Source organism: Campylobacter sp. US33a (genome assembly GCF_004378855.1).
Classification (GTDB): Bacteria; Campylobacterota; Campylobacteria; order Campylobacterales; family Campylobacteraceae; genus Campylobacter_D.
In genome coordinates, this window is sequence record NZ_RYYL01000007.1 from 125,184 (window position 1) to 147,063 (window position 21,880).

The 21,880-nt window shown below is 31.1% G+C and carries 32 protein-coding genes; 22 read left to right on the forward strand and 10 right to left on the reverse strand.

Going from position 1 to position 21,880, the window contains the following annotated elements; translation table 11 throughout:
* Positions 1 to 80 precede the first annotated feature (80 nt).
* Genes ELQ16_RS06860 through ELQ16_RS06870 form a run of 3 tightly spaced genes read left to right on the forward strand, consistent with a single transcriptional unit; the run spans position 81 to position 3,548 of the window.
* Positions 81 to 1,151, forward strand: coding sequence for a Fic family protein (locus ELQ16_RS06860; protein ID WP_134238808.1), 1,071 nt, complete (start codon positions 81 to 83; stop codon positions 1,149 to 1,151).
* Positions 1,152 to 2,642, forward strand: coding sequence for a class I SAM-dependent DNA methyltransferase (locus ELQ16_RS06865; RefSeq protein ID WP_134238809.1), 1,491 nt, complete (start codon positions 1,152 to 1,154; stop codon positions 2,640 to 2,642).
* Positions 2,643 to 2,669: 27 nt separating this feature from the next.
* Positions 2,670 to 3,548 (forward strand): aminoglycoside 6-adenylyltransferase, encoded by an 879-nt coding sequence (locus ELQ16_RS06870; RefSeq protein WP_134238810.1) that lies wholly within the window; start codon positions 2,670 to 2,672, stop codon positions 3,546 to 3,548.
* Positions 3,549 to 3,551: 3 nt separating this feature from the next.
* On the opposite strand, the gene ELQ16_RS06875 is transcribed toward ELQ16_RS06870, so the two are convergent.
* The 9 genes from ELQ16_RS06875 to ELQ16_RS06910 all read right to left on the reverse strand — a co-directional run bounded on the left by ELQ16_RS06875 (position 3,552) and on the right by ELQ16_RS06910 (position 11,671).
* Complete coding sequence (locus ELQ16_RS06875; RefSeq protein WP_134238811.1) at positions 3,552 to 3,902, reverse strand: cyclophilin-like fold protein; 351 nt, start codon at positions 3,900 to 3,902, stop codon at positions 3,552 to 3,554.
* 129 nt (positions 3,903 to 4,031) lie between these two features.
* Positions 4,032 to 4,205 (reverse strand): MerR family transcriptional regulator, encoded by a 174-nt coding sequence (locus tag ELQ16_RS10495; protein WP_347876282.1) that lies wholly within the window; start codon positions 4,203 to 4,205, stop codon positions 4,032 to 4,034.
* A 31-nt stretch (positions 4,206 to 4,236) separates the two neighbouring features.
* Positions 4,237 to 6,879, reverse strand: coding sequence for an AAA domain-containing protein (locus ELQ16_RS06885; protein ID WP_134238812.1), 2,643 nt, complete (start codon positions 6,877 to 6,879; stop codon positions 4,237 to 4,239).
* Between the two features lie 68 nt (positions 6,880 to 6,947).
* On the reverse strand, positions 6,948 to 7,712 hold the full coding sequence (locus ELQ16_RS06890; RefSeq protein ID WP_134238813.1) for a carboxymuconolactone decarboxylase family protein: 765 nt from the start codon (positions 7,710 to 7,712) through the stop codon (positions 6,948 to 6,950).
* Positions 7,678 to 7,833 carry a hypothetical protein gene (locus ELQ16_RS10030; protein ID WP_166739670.1) on the reverse strand — a complete coding sequence of 52 codons (156 nt, stop codon included), beginning with the start codon at positions 7,831 to 7,833 and terminating at the stop codon, positions 7,678 to 7,680. Before ELQ16_RS10030 ends, ELQ16_RS06890 begins: the two co-directional genes overlap by 35 nt.
* Before the next feature lie 12 nt (positions 7,834 to 7,845).
* Positions 7,846 to 8,265 (reverse strand): cupin domain-containing protein, encoded by a 420-nt coding sequence (locus tag ELQ16_RS06895; RefSeq protein WP_134238850.1) that lies wholly within the window; start codon positions 8,263 to 8,265, stop codon positions 7,846 to 7,848.
* A gap of 75 nt (positions 8,266 to 8,340) precedes the next feature.
* Positions 8,341 to 9,357, reverse strand: coding sequence for an alpha/beta hydrolase (locus ELQ16_RS06900; protein ID WP_134238814.1), 1,017 nt, complete (start codon positions 9,355 to 9,357; stop codon positions 8,341 to 8,343).
* Between the two features lie 49 nt (positions 9,358 to 9,406).
* Positions 9,407 to 10,351, reverse strand: a complete 945-nt coding sequence (gene waaC, locus ELQ16_RS06905) for a lipopolysaccharide heptosyltransferase I (RefSeq protein WP_243832606.1) — start codon at positions 10,349 to 10,351, stop codon at positions 9,407 to 9,409.
* Positions 10,352 to 10,477: 126 nt separating this feature from the next.
* Positions 10,478 to 11,671, reverse strand: a complete 1,194-nt coding sequence (locus ELQ16_RS06910) for an MFS transporter (RefSeq protein ID WP_134238815.1) — start codon at positions 11,669 to 11,671, stop codon at positions 10,478 to 10,480.
* 154 nt (positions 11,672 to 11,825) lie between these two features.
* Between ELQ16_RS06910 and ELQ16_RS06915 the strand changes: the two genes are divergently transcribed.
* The 5 genes from ELQ16_RS06915 (at position 11,826) to ELQ16_RS06935 (ending at position 15,169) form a co-directional block, all read left to right on the forward strand.
* On the forward strand, positions 11,826 to 12,767 hold the full coding sequence (locus ELQ16_RS06915) for a permease (RefSeq protein WP_134238816.1): 942 nt from the start codon (positions 11,826 to 11,828) through the stop codon (positions 12,765 to 12,767).
* Between the two features lie 10 nt (positions 12,768 to 12,777).
* Positions 12,778 to 13,098 carry a metalloregulator ArsR/SmtB family transcription factor gene (locus ELQ16_RS06920; protein ID WP_134238817.1) on the forward strand — a complete coding sequence of 107 codons (321 nt, stop codon included), beginning with the start codon at positions 12,778 to 12,780 and terminating at the stop codon, positions 13,096 to 13,098.
* Positions 13,095 to 13,517, forward strand: a complete 423-nt coding sequence (locus tag ELQ16_RS06925; protein ID WP_134238818.1) for an arsenate reductase ArsC — start codon at positions 13,095 to 13,097, stop codon at positions 13,515 to 13,517. Before ELQ16_RS06920 ends, ELQ16_RS06925 begins: the two co-directional genes overlap by 4 nt.
* Complete coding sequence (gene arsB, locus ELQ16_RS06930; protein WP_134238819.1) at positions 13,511 to 14,536, forward strand: ACR3 family arsenite efflux transporter; 1,026 nt, start codon at positions 13,511 to 13,513, stop codon at positions 14,534 to 14,536. Before ELQ16_RS06925 ends, arsB begins: the two co-directional genes overlap by 7 nt.
* A gap of 117 nt (positions 14,537 to 14,653) precedes the next feature.
* Complete coding sequence (locus tag ELQ16_RS06935) at positions 14,654 to 15,169, forward strand: DUF2165 family protein (RefSeq protein WP_134238820.1); 516 nt, start codon at positions 14,654 to 14,656, stop codon at positions 15,167 to 15,169.
* Between the two features lie 36 nt (positions 15,170 to 15,205).
* Here ELQ16_RS06935 and ELQ16_RS06940 read toward each other — a convergent pair whose 3' ends face one another.
* Positions 15,206 to 15,631, reverse strand: coding sequence for a MerR family transcriptional regulator (locus ELQ16_RS06940; RefSeq protein WP_134238821.1), 426 nt, complete (start codon positions 15,629 to 15,631; stop codon positions 15,206 to 15,208).
* Between the two features lie 232 nt (positions 15,632 to 15,863).
* On the opposite strand from ELQ16_RS06940, the gene rpsJ reads away from it, so the two are divergent.
* The 14 genes from rpsJ to rplE are packed head-to-tail and all read left to right on the forward strand — an operon-like array spanning position 15,864 to position 21,880.
* Positions 15,864 to 16,175 carry a 30S ribosomal protein S10 gene (rpsJ, locus tag ELQ16_RS06945; RefSeq protein ID WP_134238822.1) on the forward strand — a complete coding sequence of 104 codons (312 nt, stop codon included), beginning with the start codon at positions 15,864 to 15,866 and terminating at the stop codon, positions 16,173 to 16,175.
* Positions 16,176 to 16,184: 9 nt separating this feature from the next.
* Entirely contained in the window at positions 16,185 to 16,760 is a 576-nt protein-coding gene (rplC, locus tag ELQ16_RS06950; RefSeq protein WP_134238823.1) for a 50S ribosomal protein L3, read from the forward strand.
* Positions 16,757 to 17,371 (forward strand): 50S ribosomal protein L4, encoded by a 615-nt coding sequence (gene rplD / locus ELQ16_RS06955; RefSeq protein WP_134238824.1) that lies wholly within the window; start codon positions 16,757 to 16,759, stop codon positions 17,369 to 17,371. The genes rplC and rplD overlap by 4 nt, the downstream gene beginning before the upstream one ends.
* A 2-nt stretch (positions 17,372 to 17,373) precedes the next feature.
* Complete coding sequence (locus ELQ16_RS06960) at positions 17,374 to 17,655, forward strand: 50S ribosomal protein L23 (RefSeq protein ID WP_087725871.1); 282 nt, start codon at positions 17,374 to 17,376, stop codon at positions 17,653 to 17,655.
* Position 17,656: 1 nt separating this feature from the next.
* Entirely contained in the window at positions 17,657 to 18,487 is an 831-nt protein-coding gene (rplB, locus tag ELQ16_RS06965; RefSeq protein WP_134238825.1) for a 50S ribosomal protein L2, read from the forward strand.
* A gap of 1 nt (position 18,488) precedes the next feature.
* The gene (gene rpsS / locus ELQ16_RS06970) at positions 18,489 to 18,770 is read left to right on the forward strand and encodes a 30S ribosomal protein S19 (RefSeq protein ID WP_002779444.1); all 282 of its coding nucleotides are present in this window, start codon (positions 18,489 to 18,491) and stop codon (positions 18,768 to 18,770) included.
* Positions 18,771 to 18,780: 10 nt separating this feature from the next.
* Positions 18,781 to 19,170, forward strand: a complete 390-nt coding sequence (rplV, locus tag ELQ16_RS06975; protein ID WP_134238826.1) for a 50S ribosomal protein L22 — start codon at positions 18,781 to 18,783, stop codon at positions 19,168 to 19,170.
* Positions 19,171 to 19,872 (forward strand): 30S ribosomal protein S3, encoded by a 702-nt coding sequence (gene rpsC, locus ELQ16_RS06980; protein WP_134238827.1) that lies wholly within the window; start codon positions 19,171 to 19,173, stop codon positions 19,870 to 19,872.
* 2 nt (positions 19,873 to 19,874) lie between these two features.
* The gene (rplP, locus tag ELQ16_RS06985; protein WP_134238828.1) at positions 19,875 to 20,300 is read left to right on the forward strand and encodes a 50S ribosomal protein L16; all 426 of its coding nucleotides are present in this window, start codon (positions 19,875 to 19,877) and stop codon (positions 20,298 to 20,300) included.
* Entirely contained in the window at positions 20,287 to 20,472 is a 186-nt protein-coding gene (gene rpmC, locus ELQ16_RS06990) for a 50S ribosomal protein L29 (protein ID WP_134238829.1), read from the forward strand. The genes rplP and rpmC overlap by 14 nt, the downstream gene beginning before the upstream one ends.
* Before the next feature lie 9 nt (positions 20,473 to 20,481).
* Positions 20,482 to 20,733 carry a 30S ribosomal protein S17 gene (gene rpsQ / locus ELQ16_RS06995; RefSeq protein ID WP_134238830.1) on the forward strand — a complete coding sequence of 84 codons (252 nt, stop codon included), beginning with the start codon at positions 20,482 to 20,484 and terminating at the stop codon, positions 20,731 to 20,733.
* On the forward strand, positions 20,733 to 21,101 hold the full coding sequence (rplN, locus tag ELQ16_RS07000) for a 50S ribosomal protein L14 (RefSeq protein ID WP_134238831.1): 369 nt from the start codon (positions 20,733 to 20,735) through the stop codon (positions 21,099 to 21,101). The genes rpsQ and rplN overlap by 1 nt, the downstream gene beginning before the upstream one ends.
* Complete coding sequence (rplX, locus tag ELQ16_RS07005; RefSeq protein ID WP_134238832.1) at positions 21,101 to 21,334, forward strand: 50S ribosomal protein L24; 234 nt, start codon at positions 21,101 to 21,103, stop codon at positions 21,332 to 21,334. The genes rplN and rplX overlap by 1 nt, the downstream gene beginning before the upstream one ends.
* Positions 21,335 to 21,337: 3 nt before the next feature.
* Entirely contained in the window at positions 21,338 to 21,880 is a 543-nt protein-coding gene (gene rplE / locus ELQ16_RS07010) for a 50S ribosomal protein L5 (RefSeq protein WP_134238833.1), read from the forward strand.

The following is a 21,880-nucleotide window of genomic DNA, read 5'->3' on the forward strand; positions in this document are numbered from 1 at the left end:
ATGTTAAAAATTTTTGATTTTTTTAACATATTTTTTTATAATGTTAAAAATTTTTAGAAATTTTAACATATGGAAAAATCATGAAAGAATTCATACCACCAAAACTACCTCTAAATATAGAGTTAAATGCAAATATTTACAGTCTTATCATCAAAGCTTCAAGAAAATTATCGGAGTTAAATGGGTTTAGTAAAAGCATACCTAATCCAAACATTTTAATCAATGCTTTAATCTTGCAAGAAGCAAAAGATTCTAGCGAGATAGAAAATATTATTACCACTCACGATGAACTTTTTTTATCTCAAATCGATGAAAGTAAACTTACAAGAGCGGCAAAAGAAGTAAAAGACTATGAAAGTGCTTTAAAAAAGGGGTATGAGCTTTTAAAAAAAGAGCAATTATTAAGAAACGCACATATTTTAGAAATTCAAAAAAGACTAGAAAGAAACAATGCTGGCTTTAGACAACAAAGTGGAACTATGCTTAAAAACCCTATCACAGGAGAAATCAAGCACATTCCCCCACAAAATCCTAGCGATATAAAAGAGCTTATGGTAAATTTAGAGCGATACATTAATGATGATAGTTTGGATGAGCTTGATTTTTTAGTAAAAATGGCAATTATTCATTATCAATTTGAAAGTATTCATCCATTTTATGATGGCAATGGTAGAACGGGTAGGATTATCAATATACTTTATTTAGTTTATAAAGGCTTGCTTGATTTGCCTATCTTGTATTTAAGTGCTTATATTGTAAAAAATAAAGGGGAATATTATAGACTTTTACAAAAAGTGCGTGATGAAGGGGCTATTTTGGAATGGATAGAATACATACTAAAAGGCGTAGAACAAACTGCTATAAAAACGATAAAAACTATTCTCATAATAGAAAAAATGATGCTAAATGTAAGCGAAATTTTGCAAAATAAAACAAATTTTTATAGTAAAGACTTTGTAGAGCTTTTATTTTCTCATCCTTATACAAAGATAGATTTTTTGATAAAAAAATTAGATATTTCTAGGCAAAGTGCTTCAAAATATCTTAAAATTTGTGAAAATTTAGGGGTACTAGAGTGCATTAAAATGGGTAGAAATAATTATTATATTAATATAGAACTTTTAAGACTTTTTAGAAAAGGAATTTTTTAAATGCAAAATAAAATCGATAAAATCACAGACATACTAAGACGCGATGATGGTATAAGTGGCGCTATGCATTATAGTGAGCAGATTAGTTGGGTGCTTTTTTTGAAATTTTTAGATGATTATGAAGAAGAATTAAAGCTAGAAGCTATCTTAAATGCAAAAGCATATAAAAGCATTTTGGAAGAAAAATTCAGCTGGAAAGTGTGGGCAGCTCCCAAAACAAGCGAAGGTAAGCTTGATGTGAAAAATGCTTTAAGTGGGAGTGATTTGCTTAGCTTTGTCAATAACGAGCTTTTTCCTTATCTAAAAAGTTTTAAAGATAATGAAAATTTCAAAAGCATAGAGTATAAAATAGGCGGAATCTTTGAGTTTATAGACAATCGCATAGCCAATGGTCATACTTTAAGAGAGGTTATAAATTTAGTCGATGAGCTTAGTTTTAGCAAAGAAAGCGATGTATTTGCTTTGGGTGAAGTTTATGAAAAACTTTTAAAAGATATGGGAAGTGATGGGGGAAATAGTGGGGAGTTTTACACACCACGCCCATTAATAAGAGCTATGGTAGAAGTGATAGATCCTAAGGCAAAAGAAAGGATTTATGATCCTGCGTGTGGGAGTTGTGGGTTTTTAGTAGAAAGCTTTTTGCATATCTTGTATGAAGATAGGACTAAAAACAAAAAAGCAAATTTAAGTGTGGAAGAGCTTGAATTTTTACAAAATGATGCATTATTTGGCAAGGAAAAAACTCCGCTAAGCTATGCAATGGGTGTGATGAATATGATCTTACACGAGGTAAAATCTCCAAATATCATCAAAACAAACACTCTAAATAAAAAAATCACAGATATTACAGAAAATGAAAAATACGAAGTGATTTTGGCAAATCCACCCTTTGGAGGCAAGGAAAAAGAACAAATTCAAAACAACTTTCCTATAAAATCGAACGCTACCGAGCTTTTATTTTTACAACATATCTTAAAATCTTTAAAAAATAATGGTAGATGTGCTATCATCGTGCCTGAAGGCGTGCTTTTTCAAAACTCTAATGCCTTTGTAAGCGTGAAAAAAGATTTGCTAGAAAATTTTAATCTTGAATGCGTTTTAAGCTTGCCAAGTGGGGTATTTTTACCTTATAGTGCAGTAAAAACCAATGTGCTTTTTTTCTCAAAAGGAAAAAGAAGTATTTGCGGTGAAAGTGATGAGAATGTGTACTATTATGAGCTTATACCGCCTTTTAAACTCACCAAAAACAAGCCTTTGGAATACGCGCATTTTGAGGAATTTTTAAAATGCTACAAAGAAAGAAAAATCACTTCTCATTCTTACCTAGTCAGTATAAAAGAACTTGAAGAAAGAAACTACGATCTAAGTGCTAAAAATCCAAATTTAAAAGAAGAAAAAACCTTGCGTGAAGTAGAAGAAATTCTAAGCACTTTAAAAGAAAATCAAGAAAAAGCCAACGAGCTTTTGCAAAAAATACAAAGCATTGTTTAAAACATAAAACTTTACAAAGGAAAACCTATGCAAAATCAAGAAAAAATTCTAAGAAAAATCAAAAATTTTGCCCTTTCGTGTGAGCAAATTCGTCTTGCTACGCTTGAGGGATCAAGGGTTAATAAAAGAGCAAAAAAGGATAAATATCAAGACTATGATATTTCGTTTTTTCTAAAAACTAAGCATTTGAGAAAATTTTTAAATTTAAATAATAACGAAGCGATCAAAAAAGCGAAATTACCTAAATTTGTCAAAGAATTTGGAAAAGTTTTGTTTTATCAAGCACCGGAGGGCTTTGACTTTTATAAGGGCGGTTTGCCAAAAGATTGGGTGAGTTTTTTGGTGATTTTTGAAAGTGGAGTAAGGATAGATTTTAAATTTATCCCTTTAAAAGCATTGAAAAATTACTATAAATTTGAGCCTTTAAGCAAAGTACTTGTGGATAAAGATAAAAGATTTAAAAAAATACAAAATGATAATGCTTTTTGCATAAAAAAGCCGACAAAAAAGGAAATTGATGAAGTAGCTAATGAGTTTTATTGGACTTTTGTAAATTTAGAAAAGGCACTTTTAAGAAAGCAATTTATCTTAGCAAATTCTTTGTTAAATTCTATGCGTCAAACGCTTTTTGATATGCTTAGTTTTAAAGTAGGATTTAAATTTAGTTTTGAAATTTGGCTGGGTAAAGAAAATACTGATATTTTAAATTTTTTACAGCAAAAAGAAACAAATTTTATCTTAAATTCTTTTAACACTGCTTCGCTAAAACAAATCAAAAAAGCAAGAAAAAAGCTTGAAATTTTATTTCACAAAAATGCCAAATTTGTAGCAAAAAAGAGTGATTTTAAGCTTTTTCCTTACCAAAAACTTGCGAAAAAATACTGCAAGATTTTAAGAAAATTGTAAAAATTAATTATTTTTTTCTATTTTTACTTTAAAATCACCATTTTGTGCTTTTAAAGCTTCCAAATTCCCTTGCACTTTACCTAAAAATACCAAATCATCGCTTGCATTTTGAAGTTCATAGAAGATTCCTATATTTCCCCAAGGCACATAATAAAACAAATCCCCAATTTGAGGCTTATACGCACTGCTTCCTTTTGCATTTAGCGCTTTAGACAAATGTGCAATCTTTTCCTTCCTTGCAAAATCGCTAAATTCTAGCTCCATAGGAAGAGAGTTATAAAACTCTCTTGAAGCTTTATTTTCATCTAAATTTACAAGCAATTCCTTATCATTAAAAAGTAATTTTATTTGCATGTCTGCTCCTAAGCGATTTACAGATTCTTTAATCTTCTTGTATTTTTTTATATTTTTTTCTAAAAGCTTCTTGCGTCTAGGCACGGTTTCAAGCCCTTTTGGGAAAAGATATGCATGCTCTTAATATCCTTAATGCTTATACAATTTGGTGGCAACAATCCACCCAAAGCACCCATTGCAAATATTTTTCACTAAAATACTGCATGCCATTTTATCTTTCTCTACATAAGGAAACACGCCCTTATCTGCCCAAAATCTTATTGTCTTGCTAGGGATACCGGTTTTTCTTTCTACTTCTATAATTGTGTAAGCTGTATTGCTCTTTTATAGATTATTATTGCCACTGTTTATCTAGCTCATTTTTGATTTGTTCTTTTTCGCTGCTACCAATGGTATACAATCGCAGCAAAGATATATTGCACTTTTTGCAAATATTATTTTTTATTATATCTCTTTGATATTGCTTGCTTTTTTTATTATGAAAAGCATAGCCATCTACTTCTATAGCAAGTAAAAATTCTTTATTCATTGTATGATAAATAACAAAATCAACATGCGTAAGCGCAGAGCTAAGATAGTTTTGCTCTTGTTCATTTAAAGATGAGGTATCTTTGATAAGCAATCCAAGTCGGACATGAGTAGCAACTTTTAAACTTGGATAATCTTTTAAAACTTCTAAAATTGCATGATAAGCAAGATTTTCAGAATCATATATAGAAATTCTCTTTTTGTTTTTTAGGTAGGCTTCCCTTGCTTCTTTGTTGGCATTATAAAGCAAATCAAAAATTGAATTTATACTACTTTGAGTAACTTCAAAATTATTATATTGGATATAACGCATAAAATCAGCCACATTGCTTTGTGTATTGAGAATCTCGCTATTAGCTACAAGATACAAAAAATTCTTTGCCCTCGTGATTGAGACATTGAGCATTTTGGGGTCATCTACAAAATTACTAAGTTGATTATCAACAAGGCTAATAATAACGCATTCTTTTTCTCTGCCTTGATATTTATGCACTGTATCTACTTGTATATCCTTACTATCTTTGTCAAGATGTCGCTCTAATTCTTCTTTTTGTCTCACATAAGGCGTTATAATACCTATATCTTTAGAAGAAGCTTTGTGGCGTAGTGCAGGGATAAGCTCTTTTGTAATAACTTCAATTTCCCTTAGATTGTAATGGTCTCGTGCATGATTGCCTTTAGGCGTAAGTATTGCTTTTATGGCATCTTTTTGGTTTTTATCTTCAGAAAAGATAAGTAATTCATCGTTATAGAATTTTTTATTACAAAATCCAATAATTTTTGGGTGACAACGATAATGCTCTTTCAGTAAAACTCTTGGAGCATTACTTAGGGTTTTTGTTATTGAATCCAAAAAGCTATGGGTAAGATAATTATAAGCTTCTTCAATTTTAAATTCTTTATTGAGTTTTTCTACCTCTTCTATGATATTAGTATCAACAATGCAAGAGAGCTGCTTTTTATCACCGACAATAACAGCATTTTTAGCAATACTTAAAGCCAATATGCCCGTGAGTATATCTACCTGTGAGCTTTCGTCCATAATGATGTAATCAAATAAAGCATTCTTCATATTCAATGAATTTACAATAGAATGTGTCGTGCTAAAAACAATAGGATATGTTTGCAAAAAATCAGCACTATTTGCATATAGATCTTCAAAAGTAAAAATTTTTCTCTCTTTTTTGTATTGTAAGGCTAAAACATTTTTAAAAAATTTCATAGAATAATCTTGTAAGTCTTTTATTGTCTTTTTAGCGTTTAAATTGACAAGCTTTTTTGTGCATAAATCAATGCTTTTTTCTAACTCATGAATTGAATTAGTATAAAAGTAAGATTCTAAAGTTTGCAAAATGCTCTCTTTTGTATTTTTAAAAAAGCTAAAATTAGCCAATCGCTCTAAAAACACAAGTTTTAGTTTGTGAAAGAAAGAAATATTTGGCACTTCTTCAATTGCGATTTTTATTTTTAAAAGTTTTAGAGCTAATGTATTTGAAAGCTTTGGAAGAGTTTTGGCATGCGTAAAATTAGCGTGCTTAGCTTGTGTTTTAAAATCATCCAAAAGCTCTTTTTCTTTGGCTTTTTTATTTTGCAAGAAAAATATTTCTTGAATGTTAGAATTAAGGCTTTTTATATGGCACAAAAGAGTGTTGTTTTCTTCTGTAGTATTAAGGTGTTTGGGTATTTTTGGTTGATTGTTTATAAAAGATTCTTTATTGTCTTTATTGCCCAATGTGGCGCACAAATAATCAAGCTCATAATTTTGTAATTTTTCAAAAACATTTTGTGTTGCTGCATTGTTATTAGAAACCACAGCAATACTTTTACTTTGCACAATAAGATTGGCAATAATATTTAAAATGGTTTGTGTTTTGCCGGTGCCAGGAGGTCCTTCTATTATACTAATTTGAGAATTTAGTGCATTTTGAAGGGCAGTGTATTGAGATTGATTAGTGCCAAATGGAAATAAGAGGTAATCATTTTTATTAGATATGCCATTATTTTGCTTTGTCAAATACGCGTATAGCGCAGAATCTTTTTTAATATTTTTAATTTTTCTATAGTGGCGTTCAAGCAAGGAAGTGTCGTTTTCCGGCATTATGATTTTTTGTGCAATGCGTTGGCAATAACCAAAAATATCAGCTTTATTTGACATCTCTTTATCTTTATTGGCAAGAAACAATTCGTTACTTCCATCATTAAAAAATACTTTAACATATTTTCCAAATTGTATAATAAGTTCAGCATTGCACACTATCGCATCATTAACATGATGTGTAGATAATAATTTTGGCTTGTCAAAAATTTCACAATTATTTAAACTATAACTATAAACTTTTTCTGATTCATTAAAAGTAATCAATATTGTATTATCTTGTTTTTGAAATGAGGTAACTTCATGTGTTTTGTCTTTTTCTTTAATAAGAATTAGAAATTTTTTCACATCCATGTTATATCCTCATTTCTTAGTTAAATGAAAATTATAACATTTTTTCATATGGCAATTCATCTTAAAAACTATACCTTTTTCAATAAAATTTCATCTAATATACTTATCGCATTTAAAGCCCTTGGATAGCCAATATAAGGTGTAAGTGCAGCGATGATATTTAGCAAATCTTCTCTGCTTTGTCCCATATTAAGATTGCCTTGCATATGAGCTTTTACTTGGATTTCTGCTCCGCCAAGTGAGATAAGATACACAAGTGTTAAAAGCTCTCTTGTTTTTAGATCAAGTCCTGTGCGTGTGTAGTAGTCTCCAAAACAATTTGCACTTAAAAAATCATTCATAAAGGCTTTATCTTTTGGTGTAGATTCTATCATTTTAGCGATATTTTCTTTGCCAAAGATCGCATTTTGCATTTCTCTACCTTTTTCTTTGCGATTTTCTTCTGTGGTTGTGCCTTGCGGTGCTAAAGGCATTTTAATCCCTAATTTTTTAAATACTTCATTGCAAATATTTAAAAAATCACGCACCTTAATAAAGCCTACATAAGACGTAGCTTGATAAATCACTTCTTTTATAGCAATGGGGCTTATATCGTGATTTATCGCTCCTTTAAGTAAAGTTTTAAACTCCATTTTTCCACCCGCTGCCAAAGTAGAAGCAAGTGTGATTAAAAAATACTTTTCTTTAGGTAAATTTGCCTTTGCAAAGCTTTCACCAAAAGTAAAATTAATGTGATTAGTAAAAAACTCCTTATCACTTGCAAAAAGCGGATCCTTTTTTGCTCCACCCAAAAGCTCTTCATAAATTTCTTTTGCCTTTTGTTTTAATTGCATAGTTTTTTTCCTTAATTTGATTTTGAGTTGTTTTTAAAGTTTGCGAAAAAAGAGTGCTTGACATTGCACTTAAAAATATAAAAGTTTTTATGCTTAGATTTAAAAAACTTCTGCGTTTCATTGCAAAAATCCTTTAATTTCTTGCTTCTTTTAGGGCTTTTTCATACTCTTCATCGCTTACAAGTTCAAGCCACTCTACATTTTTACCATTTATTTCACTTGTTAGGGCTATGTGTGCTCCAGCGCTTGTATCGCTTGCTCCGTGAAAATGCTTCACTCCCACAGGACAGCTTATCACATCGCCTTTTTTAGCAATTATCGCTTTTTGTCCTTCTGCTTTTGTGATGATTTCGCCTTCTGTTACGATCAAGGTTTGTCCTTTAGGGTGAGTATGCCACGCACTTCTAGCACCTTTACTAAATTCTACCAAGCCACCGCTAAAATTTCTCCATTCGTTTGCCTTAAACATCATTTCTACTTTAACTTCTCCGCTAAAGATTTTAGCATCTCCTTTAAAGCTTCCGTGAGTTCCTGCTTTTTCTACTATTTGCATATTTTCTCCTTCACTAGCAAGGGCAAAAGCCCCGCTAAGCATTAATAAACATAAAATCTTTTTCATTCTTTTGCTTTATTTTAAATTCGTTTTAAAAAATTGCGCAATTTTGCTAAAAGGGATTTTCTTCGCATTATCATATAAATCCACATGATTGGCATTTTTTACGATAAAAAGCTCTTTATTATCGCCTTTTAGATTTTTAAAAGCATCTTCGCTAAAATACCTACTATGTGCGTTTTCTCCGTGAATAAGAAGCACCGCTGAATTTATTTCATCGCTAAATTTAAGAATAGGAGCGTTGATAAAGCCAAGCGATGAGGTGATATTCCATGCACCATTTGAATTAATCGATCTTTTATGAAAACCTCTTTTGGTTTTGTAGTATTCCCAATATTCTTTTACAAATTTTGGTTCATTTCCACTAAGTTTATCCGGTAATGGAGTTGACATGTTAAAAGTGCCATTTTTAAAATCTTGTGTGCGAATTTCATTTAGTTTTTTCTTTAGCTCGTATCTTGCTTGTTTGTCTAAGCTATCATTATATCCATAGGCATTAACTCTACTCATATCATACATTGTAGAAGTTACAATGGCTTTTATCCTTGTATCCATAGAGCCTACATTTAGTGCAAAACCGCCAAAACCACAAATGCCTAAAACGCCTATTTTATTAGGATCCACTTTTTCGTGATTGCTTAGAAAATCAATTGCCGCGCTAAAATCTTCTGTATTAATATCAGGACTTGCCGCATTTCTTGGTTCCCCGCTACTTTCGCCCGTAAAAGAAGGATCGAAAGCTAGAGTGATAAAGCCAAATTCGGCTAAAGTTTGCGCATAAAAGCCTGAAGCTTGCTCTTTTACCGCACCAAAAGGACCACTAATAGCAATAGCACCAAGCTTTTTAGAATCTGCGTTTTTTGGGATATATAAATCCCCAACCAAAGTAATGCCATAGCGATTTTTAAAGCTAACTTTTTGCACACTCACTTTATCACTTTTAGAAAAAACCTTGTCCCAAGTATTTGCCTCTAGCATACTCACACCTCCAAAAAGTAAAATCACAAAAATTTTAAGAAATTTGCTCATCATAAAATCTCCTTTTAAAAAATTTTTGCAATTATAAAAGATGAGAGTAGCTCTAAGTCAAGAGTAAATTTCGAATTTTTTCTAAAATTTCATTTGGTTCTATGCAATTTATTTCAAAATCATCACTCTTAGAAACCACATAATTATTTCCAAGTAAAACCCTTTCTAGTTTTGTATTTCTCATATTTTTTCCGCTACTTTTATTTGAATTTCCATATAAAGTAATGGTTTTAGAATTTAGTGCCCAAGCAAGGTGTGTTACACCAGTGTCAGGACCTACAACTAAGTCCATATTGCTAAGCGTGAATTTAAGTTCATTGAAATTAAGTCTTGGAAGTTTAAGGGCTTTGATTTTTTTGCTTTCTAAAAGCTTTAAAAACTCATCAGCTATATTTTCATAATCATTAAAAACAACATAAACGCAAATTTTTTGCTTTATCATACTAACTAATTTTGCGTATTTTTCCGCAGGATACATTTTTTGTTTTATGGACGCTTCTAAGACAAAAAGTATTTTTAAACTTTTTTCTTCTTTTATTTCTTTTAAATTTGTTGGAATTTTTTCTTCATCTATGCCTAAAGTTTTTGCTTTGATTATTTCGCTAAATTTAGGTTTTTCACTAAAAAAATCATACAAAACCGCATAATTTCTTTTTAAGATATTTTCATCATAAGCGATTTTTACTTTATGTGTATAAAACAAACTTGCTAAGCTTTCTCTAGCGCTTTTATAAGAAAAACCTACAAAATTATCACTTTGTAAAAATTTCCCTATAAGTGCGGATTTTAAAAGCCCTTGCATATCAACAACCACATCAAATTTAGCACAATTTTTACAATACGCTCTAATTTGCATGATACCTTTGGGACTTTTAAGTAGTTTTTTGAAATTTAAAGAGTGGATTTCGTCTATAAAAGGGGAGTTTTCTATGATGCCTTTAAATCTTTCATCGATGAAAAATTCTACTTGACAATTTTGCGTTTGCCCCCCCCCCAATTAAGTGTTTTAAGACCTGCTAAAAGCTTTGAAGATATCACCACATCGCCAAAAGCTGAAAGTCTAATGATAGCTATTCTCATTTTTTTCCTTTCGTTTTGATTTTGCTAATTTTAACAAAATTTATTAAAATCTTAATTTCATACTTTGAATTTTGCCTCTTAAGAAAATCATTAATATCCCAACACTCAATAATACAATAGAACTAATCGCAATAAAACGCGTATCGCTCAAAGAAATCACAAGCCCACAAATAGCAGTCCCAATGCTAAGACCTATATTTGCAACGCTTATAAAAAGCCCATTGGTAAAATCTTTGGCTTTAGGGAAAGGATGGCTTATTAAAAAATGAGTTCCATTATTCATCACTCCACCTAAAACGCCTAAAATAAAAGCTAGAAGCATCAAAATAGCATTTTTGGAATAAAAATTAAAAATCAACACATAAAACGCTATCATCAATAAAAGCGTAAAAATCAAATTTAAATTGACATTTTTTATAAGTAATTTTGGTGCAAGATTATTACCTATGATATTTGCAAAACCATAAAGGGCAAGTATAATGCTAATTATTTCAAAATCTATTTTTGCAATACTTAATAAAAAATCTGAAAAATAAGAATAAAATCCCCAAATTCCAGCATTAATATAAACAACACAAAGCACACTTATCCATAAAAGTGGATACCTTAAAATGAGTAATTGTTTGCCTATTTTAACTTTATTTTCTTTTTTTAAATTTGGTACTAAAAATAAAGTGGCGATAAAAGATAAAAAATTTAAAAACACAAACAATAGCATTGAAATTTCAAAGCCAAATTTTCCACCTAAATAGCTAGTCAGTGGCACTCCTAAAACCATACCCGCACTCACAGCGGCAAAAATTTTGCCTACATTTTTTGGAATATCTTTTTTATCTAGGGCTAAATTTGCAGCCATACTTAAAGCTAAGGCTATATAAATAGGATGAAAAAATGCAGGAATAGCTCTAAAAATTAAAAGTTGCCAAAACTCACTCACAAAAGCACCAATTAAGGAGCTTAAAACAAATATTAAAAGACAAATAAGCATAAGTTTTTTAGGATTAAAATTCGCACAAAGTAGTGGAACAATAGGAGCACAAAAGGTAATTACTAATGCAAAAACACTCACACTCCACCCAGCATCTGAAATGCTTACGCTAAAATTTTGCGAAACAATAGGAATGATCCCCATCATACCAAGTTCTGTGCTTAAAATTCCAAATACGCCTAGACAAAGCACAAAAATAATTTTTTCGCTAGAAAAAGATTTTAATTTTTCTTGATATAAATTTTGCATTTTTTCCTCTCAACTAAAAAATTTTTGCAATTATAAAAGATGAGAGTAGCTCTAAGTCAAGAGTAAAAAATTACAAAATTAATATATAAAGATATATTGATATATTAATAAATTTATGTTATGCTCCCACAAAAAATATTTTTAAGGAAAAATAATGCAAGTATTTTTGGATACTTTTAAAGAATTTTTGTATTTATTTGTTGAACTTTCTGTGCTTTTTGTGGGGATTTCTTTTTTAATTTTCATTATCAATCAAAAATATGAAGGAATTTTTAAAAAGCAACTAGGTAGTGATAAAATTTCAAGCTATTTTAAAGCCATATTTTTAGGCGCTTTAACGCCTTTTTGTTCTTGTTCTACAATACCGCTTTTAAAAGCGTTTTTAGAAGCTAGGGTAAAGCTTAGTGTGTGTTTGGCTTATCTTTTTACTTCACCACTCATTAATCCTATTATTTTTACTATGCTTTTTGTTACTTTTGGATTAAAACTTAGTTTGATTTATGTGGTTTTTTTAGTTGTTTTGATTTTTATCATTTCTTTTGTCTTTTCTAAATTTAAAGAAGAAAGTTTTTTAAAAATTACGAAAAATTCAAAACCAGCTATTTTTACTCAAAATATCAAAAATCCAAGCAATATTGTTTTTAAACCAAAAACTTGTTGCGCCAATGCCCAAAAAAGCGATAAGCAAAAAATAGATTTTAAAATGCTTTTCAAAGAAAGTTTAAAATCTTATAAAAAATTATTGCCTTATATTACTATTGCAGTGCTTATAGGGGCTTTCATCCATGATTTTATACCGCAAGAAATTTTACAAAAATATTTAAGTGGTAATGAAATTTTAAGTATTATTTTGGCGGCATTCTTTGGAGTTTTGCTTTATTTAAGAGTAGAAACCATCATTCCCATAGGTTTGGTGCTCTTGCAAATGGGAATTTCTCAAGGAGTGATTATGAGTTTTTTAATCGCGGGAGCGGGGTGTTCTTTGCCGGAGCTTATTTTACTCAAACAAATGTTTAAGATGAAATTTTTATTGTTATTTGTAGCTATTATTTTAAGCGTAGCCATATCTTTTGGAATTTTAATCAGTTTTATATAAAGGAGTTTTTATGCAAAAATTTTTAACCATTATTTCAGCGGTAAATGATGAAAGCAGAGTGCTTATTTTATATCATCTTTTAAAGCATAAAGAACTTTGCGTGTGCAATCTACAAGAACTTTTAAATATGGGTCAATCAAGACTTTCAAGGCATTTAAAAATTTTAAAAGATGCAGGATTTTTATATGTTAAACGCAAGGGAACTTGGGCTTATTATGGTATTAGCGATGAGCTTTTAAAACTTCATTTAGATCTTTTTGAAAATATTAAAAATTTAGATATTAAAAATGCTATTTTGGAAAAAATATGTAAGTATGAGGATAAAGAATGAAGATAGCATTTATCTGCGTACATAATAGTTGTCGCTCTCAAATGGCAGAAGCGCTAGCTAGATATAAAGCTAAAAATATGGGAATAGATATCGAAGTATTTTCCGCAGGAAGTGATATTTCTAAAGGTATTAATCCGCAAGCCATTAAACTCATGTATGAAATTTATCAAATTAATATGAAAAAACATTATCCAAAATTGATAAATTCTTTGCCAAAAGATTTAGATATAGTCGTAAGTATGGGGTGTGGCGTGGCTTGTCCAAATTTAAAATCAAGATATTATTTTGATTTTAAATTAAGCGATCCAAGCGGAAGCTGTGATAATGAATTTAAGAAAATAATTCAAATTTTAGATTCTAAACTAACAGCTCTTTTGTGGACTATTAAGACAAATTCTCTTAAAGGTTTTGCATGCTAGGTTTTATCGATAGATTTCTTACGCTTTGGATATTTTTAGCTATTTTTTCGGGACTTATTTTGGGTGTTATTTTTCCTGATATTGCTTTATTTTGGAATTTATTTGCATATAAAGAAATAAATGTATTGTTAAGCCTTTGTCTTATTTTGATGATGTATCCACCTTTGGCAAAAGTTGATTATACAAAGCTTTCAAAGGTGTTTGATTCTAAAAAGATTATTTTACTTTCTATGGTTTTAAATTGGCTTGTTGGACCTTTGCTTATGTTTATTTTAGCTTTTATTTTTTTAAAAGATGAGCCTTTGTATATGCAAGGAGTTGTTATCATAGGCTTAGCAAGATGCATTGCAATGGTGGTTGTGTGGAGTGATTTAGCAAAAGGCGATATGGAATACACTAGTGCTTTAGTGGCGATGAATAGTATTTTTCAAATTTTCTTTTTTTCTGCTTTGGCTTATGTTTATTTAGACTTTTTACCAAGCCTTTTTGATAAAAATTTAGCGACTAATTTAAATATTAATTTTTCTATGATTAGTGAAAATGTTTTGATTTATTTAGGAATTCCTTTTTTAATGGGCTTTATAACGAGATTTTTACTTTTAAAATACAAAAACAAACAATGGTATGAAAATACTTTTTTGCCAAAAATCAGTCCCATAACACTTATAACTTTGCTTTTAACCATCATAATTATGTGTTCTTTAAAAGGCGATAAAGTGTTTGAGTTGCCTTTGGAAGCTTTGAAAATCGCCTTTGTTTTGGTAATGTATTTTGTTATTATGTTTTTTATAACTTGGTTTATTTCTAAGAAAAATAAAATTCCTTATTCTAAAACTTGTTCTTTATGCTTTAGTGCAAGTGGGAATAATTTTGAATTAGCTATCATTGTTTGCATTGCTACTTTTGGACTCAATTCAGAGCAAGCTTTTGCAAGTATTATAGGGCCTTTAGTAGAAGTGCCTGTGCTTATTTTACTTGTGAAATGGGCTTTGATGAAGAAAGAAATTTCAAGATTTTAATTTATATAATATATTATTGTTAAATTATAGAATTATTTATTATTTATAAAAAAATAATAAATAATTTATTTTATAAATGATAAAATACTAAGTTTTAAATCATTTTTAGGAGAAATTATGCAGTGTTATTCTACAGCGTATTTTTTAAGATTATCTAAAATCATCATCTTGCTTACTGTGGCTTCTTTGGGTGGTATTGTCGTGTTTGGAAATGTGACAGATTATAATTCTAATTTCCAATTTGTTTCTCATGTCATGAGTATGGATACTAAACCTGATTATTTAGGTGAGGCTATCGTTTATAGAGCTATTACTTCGCCAATTATCCATCATATTGGCTATATAGGCATCATTTGTTTTGAGACTTTTATCACGCTGACTGCTTTAAAGGGTGCTTGGGATATGTTTAAGGCAAGAAAGCTTGATGCTAAAGTGTTTCATGAAGCTAAAAAATGGGGAATTGTAGCTTTAACTTGTTGTTGTATTCTTTGGTTTTTTGCTTTTCAAGTAGTGGCTGCTGAGTGGTTTGGAATGTGGATGAGCAAGACTTGGAATGGCTTACCAGATGCTACAAGATTAGTAACTTATATGTTTATAGCTTTAATTTATATTAGCTTAAAAAATGATGATTGATTTTATTTGCTAAAAGTATTTTATACTTTTAGCTTTTTAAGCTTTGCAAAATTTATCACAAGGTGTATAATCTTTACTTTGCGGATTAAAACCATCTATTTCATTTTTTAACATATCTTCATAAATTTTGATTTTTTTGCTTAAGACTTTTTCGCTTTCTTTTAGAGTTTTGATTTGAATTTGTAGTTCTTTTTTTGCCCTTTTTAGCATATCTTGTCTTTCTTTGGCGGTTTTTATGCCCAAAGGACAAAGCATTATATAGTGTTTTATTTGCTCACAACTCATGCCCGAAATTCTAAGCCATTCTATCCATTTTGCCCATTCTATATCGCTTTTTGCAAAATATTTAATTCCATTTTCATCTTTTTGGACAAAGGGAAACAAGCCTTTTTTAGCCCAAAATCTTAGCGTATGTGAGCTTATTTTTGTTTCTTTTTCTACATCTTTTATCGTATAAGCCATTTTTACTCCTTTTAAATTTGGTATTATAAAATATCAATAGTAATTTTCATTTAAATCTAAAAAAATTAATTTAACAAATTTAAGCATTAAAATTTTATTTTTTATCCTTTTTATAAGGAAAAAAAATAAATATTTTGCCAAATTCTCTTGACAATCAAAACACGAATTTACTATACTCTCATTTTTATTTTTAGTTAGTTTTAGCTAACAAGTTCTTTATAAAGGAAAAATTATGGAAAGAATTAGGCTTAAGCTTAAAGCTTATGACCATCGAGTACTAGATAGAACAGTTGCAGCAATTGTAGAAGCTGTCAAAAGAACAGGTGCGGATATCAGAGGTCCAGTGCCAATGCCTACTAAAATCAAACGCTATACAGTGTTAAAATCTCCACACATTAATAAAGATTCTCGTGAACAATTTGAGATGAGAATTCATGCGCGTATGCTTGATATTGTAGCGGCAACTCCAGACACAGTTGATTCTTTAACCAAGCTTGATTTAGCGCCAGAAGTAAGCGTTGAAGTAAGAGCAATGGGAAAATAAGGATAAAACATGGAATATATTGTAGAAAAAATTGGAATGAGTAGAACTATAAGCAATCCAAGTATCCCAGTGACTTTATTAAAACTCGTTGATACAAAAGTTTGTGAAGTGGTAAATGGTAAAGCTATTGTAGCCTATTCAAAAGGTAAAAATAAAAATAAATGTATTGTAGGTCAGCAAAAAAAATACAATCTTTCTGCAGAATTTAACAAATTTGCGACTTTAGAAGTAGCAAATAATGAAGCAGGCGATATTGATGTAAATCCTTTAAGTGAAGCAAAAATTCTAAAAGTAAGCTTTAATTCTAAAGGTAGAGGTTATAGCGGGGTTATGAAAAGACATAATTTTGCTGGTGGTCCTGCAAGTCATGGTTCAAGATTTCACAGACGCCATGGTTCTATTGGTAATAGAGAATGGCCAGGTCGCGTTCAACCAGGTATGAAAATGGCAGGACATTACGGAAATACAACTGTAACTGTAAAAAACGAAGTTGTATCTTATGATGCTGAAAATAAAATTTTAGTTGTAAAAGGTGCAGTGCCAGGATATAACGGTGCTATGGGTAGAATAAGGATTGCAAAATGAGTAAAGTAACGGTTTTAAATGATAAATTTGAAAAAACAAGCGAACTTGAACTTCCTGCAAGTTATGCAGAGGTAAATTCACACAATCTTTACCTTTATGTAAAATCTTATCTTGCAAGTCTTAGAGCAAATACAGCTCATACAAAAGGTAGAAGTGATGTAAGTGGTGGCGGTAAAAAGCCTTGGAGACAAAAAGGTCGTGGCGGCGCAAGAGCGGGATCAACCAGAACAAATGTTTGGGTTGGCGGTGCTGTGGCATTTGGACCTAAAAATAATCGTAATTATTTTCAAAAAGTAAATAAAAAGCAAAAAAGATTAGCGCTTGAAAGAGCTTTAATGGATAAAGCAAATAATAGTATGCTTTTTGCAGTTGAAAATTTAACGATTGAAAGTGGTAAAACAAAAGACGCAAACGCTGTAATTAAAAAGCTTGGTGTAAAAGATGCGTTAATTGTTAAAGATTTACTAGATGAAAAAACACTTCTAGCTTACAGAAATTTAGCAAATTGCTATGTGGTTGATATAAGTGAAGTTAATGCTTATTTAGTATCTGTATTTAATGCTGTGATTATTGAAAAATCAGCATTAGAATCTATTACAAAAGAGGGATAATTATGGCAGATATTACTGATATTAAAACAATACTTTATACAGAAAAAAGTTTGAATTTGCAAGAGCAAGGTGTCGTAGTTATTCAAACTTCACCAAAAATGACTAAAACAGGTTTAAAAGCGGTTTTAAAAGAATATTTTGGTGTAACTCCGCAAAGCATCAATTCCTTAAGAATGGATGGAAAAGTAAAACGCTTTAGGGGTCGTTTAGGTCAAAGAAATGACTATAAAAAATTCTATGTTAAGCTACCAGAAGGTGTTAGCTTAGAAAATACGGAGGCTTAAAATGGCAATTAAAACTTATAAACCATATACTCCAAGTAGAAGATATATCACAGGTTTAAGTTCTGAAGATATTACAGCAAAACCAAGTGTTCGTTCGCTACTTATTAAACTTCCAGCTCATGCGGGTCGCAATAGTTATGGAAGAATTACAAGTCGTCATAAAGAAGCAGGTGCTAAAAAACTTTATAGAATTATCGATTTTAAACGCCGCAAATTTGGCATTGAAGGTAAAGTAGAGGCGATTGAGTATGATCCATATAGAAATTGTAGAATTGCTTTGATTTCTTATAAAGATGGAGAAAAAAGATATATTCTTCAACCACGCGGACTTGGTGTTGGTGATATCGTTGCAGCAGCTGAAAGTGGACTTGATATTAAGCCGGGTAATGCAATGAAGCTTAAAAACATTCCAGTGGGAACTATAGTTCATAATGTTGAGTTAAAACCAGGTAAAGGCGGTCAAATGATCCGTTCAGCAGGTGCTTATGCACAACTTATGGGTAAAGAAGATAAATATGTTATCTTAAGACTTGCAAGTGGTGAAATGAGACAGGTTTTAGCCGAATGTATGGCAAGTATAGGTGAAGTTGGAAATGAAGAATGGGCAAATGTGACTATCGGTAAAGCAGGTAGAAATAGATATAGAGGAATTCGTCCACAAACTCGTGGTTCTGCCATGAACCCAGTAGATCACCCACACGGTGGTGGTGAAGGTAAGAAAAATTCAGGTCGTCACCCAGTAACTCCATGGGGCAAACCAACCAAAGGTGCGAAAACTCGCCGTAAAAAAGCTAGTGATAAACTAATAATTTCAAGAAGAAAAGGAAAGTAAGATGGCTAGATCACTAAAAAAAGGTCCTTTTGTTGATGATCATGTAATGAAAAAAGTCATCGCTGCTAAAAAGGCTAATGATAATAAACCTATTAAAACTTGGTCTCGTAGAAGCACTATCATTCCTGATATGATAGGTTTAACTTTCAATGTTCATAATGGCAAAAGTTTTATTCCAGTTTATATCACTGAAAATCATATTGGCTATAAGCTTGGAGAATTTGCTCCAACTCGCACATTTAAAGGGCACAAAGGCTCTGTGCAAAAGAAAATTGGTAAGTAAGGGATAAGATATGAGTAGAGCATTAATTAAATTCATAAGATTATCTCCAACTAAAGCGAGATTAATTGCAAGAGAAGTTCAAGGAATGAATGCAGAATTAGCGATGGCTAGTTTAAAATTTATGCCAAATAAAGGTGCTAAATACATTGCCAATGCAATTTCAAGTGCAGTAGCAAATGGCGGTTTTGAAGCAAATGAAGTAATCGTAAAAAGTTGCCGCGTAGATGCAGGTGCAGTGTTAAAAAGATTTAGACCGCGTGCTAGAGGAAGTGCAAGTCGTATTAGAAAACCAACTTCACATATTTTGGTAGAAGTAAGCAAAGTAGAAGCAAAAGCAGATAAAAAAACTTCAGCTAAAGCGACAAGCACCAAAAAAGCAACAGCAAAAAAGGAAAACTAAATGGGACAAAAAGTAAATCCAATCGGTCTAAGACTAGGAATTAATAGAAATTGGGAATCAAGATGGTTTCCAACCAAAGCAAATTTAGTGGAAAATATTGGTGAAGATTATAAAATCAGAGCTTTCTTAAAAAGAAAACTTTACTATGCAGGAATCAGTCAAATTTTGGTTGAAAGAACAGCAAAAAAACTTCGTGTAACCGTTGTTGCTGCAAGACCAGGAATTATCATTGGTAAAAAAGGTAGTGATGTTGATATTTTAAGAAAAGAATTGCAAGATTTAATCGGTAAAGATGTAAATATCAATATTAAAGAAGAAAGAAAAGCAGGTGCTTCAGCTCAACTTGCTGCTGAAAGCGTTGCGACTCAACTTGAAAAAAGAATTGCTTTTAGAAGAGCGATGAAAAAAGTAATTCAAGGAGCACAAAAAGCAGGTGCTAAGGGTATTAAAGTTTCAGTTTCTGGTCGTTTAGGTGGTGCTGAAATGGCTAGAACTGAATGGTATCTTGAAGGTCGTGTACCACTTCATACTTTAAGAGCAAGAATTGATTATGGTTTTGCGGAAGCTAGAACTACTTATGGAAACATCGGTGTGAAAGTTTGGATCTTTAAAGGTGAAGTTTTACAAAAAGGTGTTCAACCTGAAAAAACAGAAGAAGCGGCTCCTGCTAAAAAACCAAGACGCACAAGAAGGAGTAAATAATCATGTTAATGCCAAAAAGAACAAAATATCGTAAGATGATGAAAGGGCGTAACAGAGGTTATGCTAATCGTGGAACTGAATTTACATTTGGTGATTATGCGTTAAAAGCAACTGAAGCAGGACGCATCAATTCACGCCAAATTGAAGCAGCTCGTATTGCTTTAACTCGTTTTGTTAAAAGACAAGGTAAAACTTGGATTAGAGTTTTCCCTGATAAGCCTTTAACCAAAAAGCCTTTAGAAACTCGTATGGGTAAAGGTAAAGGTGGAGTTGAAGAATGGGTAATGAATATTAAACCAGGTCGTATTATTTATGAAATGGCAGGTGTAAGCGAAGAAATGGCAAGAGAAGCTTTGACTTTAGCAATGCATAAATTACCATTTAAAACTAAGTTTGTTACAAGAGAGAGCCAAAATGAAATATACTGAGATTAAAGATAAAACAGCAGCTGAGCTTGCAACAATGTTAAAAGAAAAAAAGGTGCTTTTGTTTACTTTAAAACAAAAGCTAAAAACTATGCAACTAACTAATCCAAAAGAGATTAGTCAAGCAAAAAAAGACATTGCTAGAATCAATACAGCAATTAACGCTTTAAAATAAGGATCAAAAATGACATTTAAAAGAGAAATTCAGGGCGTTATTGTTCAAAAATCAGGTGATAAAACTGTAAGCGTATTAGTAGAAAGAAAAGTGGTTCATCCAAGATACAGAAAAATCGTAAAACGCTTTAAAAAATATCTAATCCATGATGAAAGAAATGAAGCTAAAGTGGGTGATGTGATCGTTGCGATAGAATGCAGACCACTTTCTAAAAGAAAATCATTTCGCTTAAAATCTGTATTAGCGACAGGAGTTGAGTAATGGTTCAAAGTTTTACAAGACTTGCAGTAGCTGATAACAGCGGTGCAAAAGAATTAATGTGTATTAAGGTTTTAGGAGGTAGCAAAAGAAGATATGCTACTGTAGGTGATGTAATTGTTGCATCTGTAAAAAAAGCTTTACCTAACGGTAAGGTTAAAAAAGGTCAAGTAGTAAAAGCAGTTATTGTTAGAACTAAAAAAGAAATTCATAGAGATAATGGTTCTTTGATTCGTTTTGATGAGAATGCCGCGGTTATTCTTGATGCTAAAAGAGAACCTATCGGAACTCGTATCTTTGGACCAGTGGGCAGAGAAGTTAGATATGGTGGCTTTATGAAAATCGTTTCACTAGCACCGGAGGTATTATAATGGCGGTTAAATTGAAAATTAAAAAAGGTGATAGCGTTAAGATTATCACCGGTGATGACAAAGGTAAAACAGGTAAGGTTTTAGCTGTATATCCAAAAACTCTTAAAGTAGTAGTTGAAGGATGTAAAATTGCTAAAAAAGCAGTTAAGCCTAGTGATAAAAACCCAAATGGTGGTTTTATAAATAAAGAAATGCCGATGGATATTTCCAATGTGGCAAAAGTTCAGGAGTAAGCAATGAGATTAAAAGAAAAATATGATTCACAAATCAAAGCTGCTTTGGTTAAAGAATTTGATATTAAAAATCCTATGCTTGTTCCTGCACTTGAAAAAGTAGTTATTAGTGTGGGCGCAGGTGAGCTTGCAAAAGATCAAAAAGTATTACAAAATGTTGCTGATACTATTTCTTTAATAGCGGGACAAAAAGCAGTAATTACTAAAGCTAAAAAATCTGTTGCAGGATTTAAGGTTCGTGAAGGTTTTCCTGTAGGAGTAATGGTAACTTTAAGAAAAGAAAATATGTTTGCTTTTCTTGATAAACTCATTACCATAGCTCTTCCTCGTGTGAAAGATTTTAGAGGTTTAAGTAGAGATGGTTTTGATGGACGCGGAAATTATAATTTCGGACTTGATGAGCAATTAATGTTCCCAGAAGTAGAATACGATAAAATTTTACGCACTCATGGTATGAATATTTCTATTGTTACAACAGCACAAAATGATAAAGAGGCACAAAAGTTATTAGAACTTATCGGTGTGCCATTTACAAAAGGAAAATAA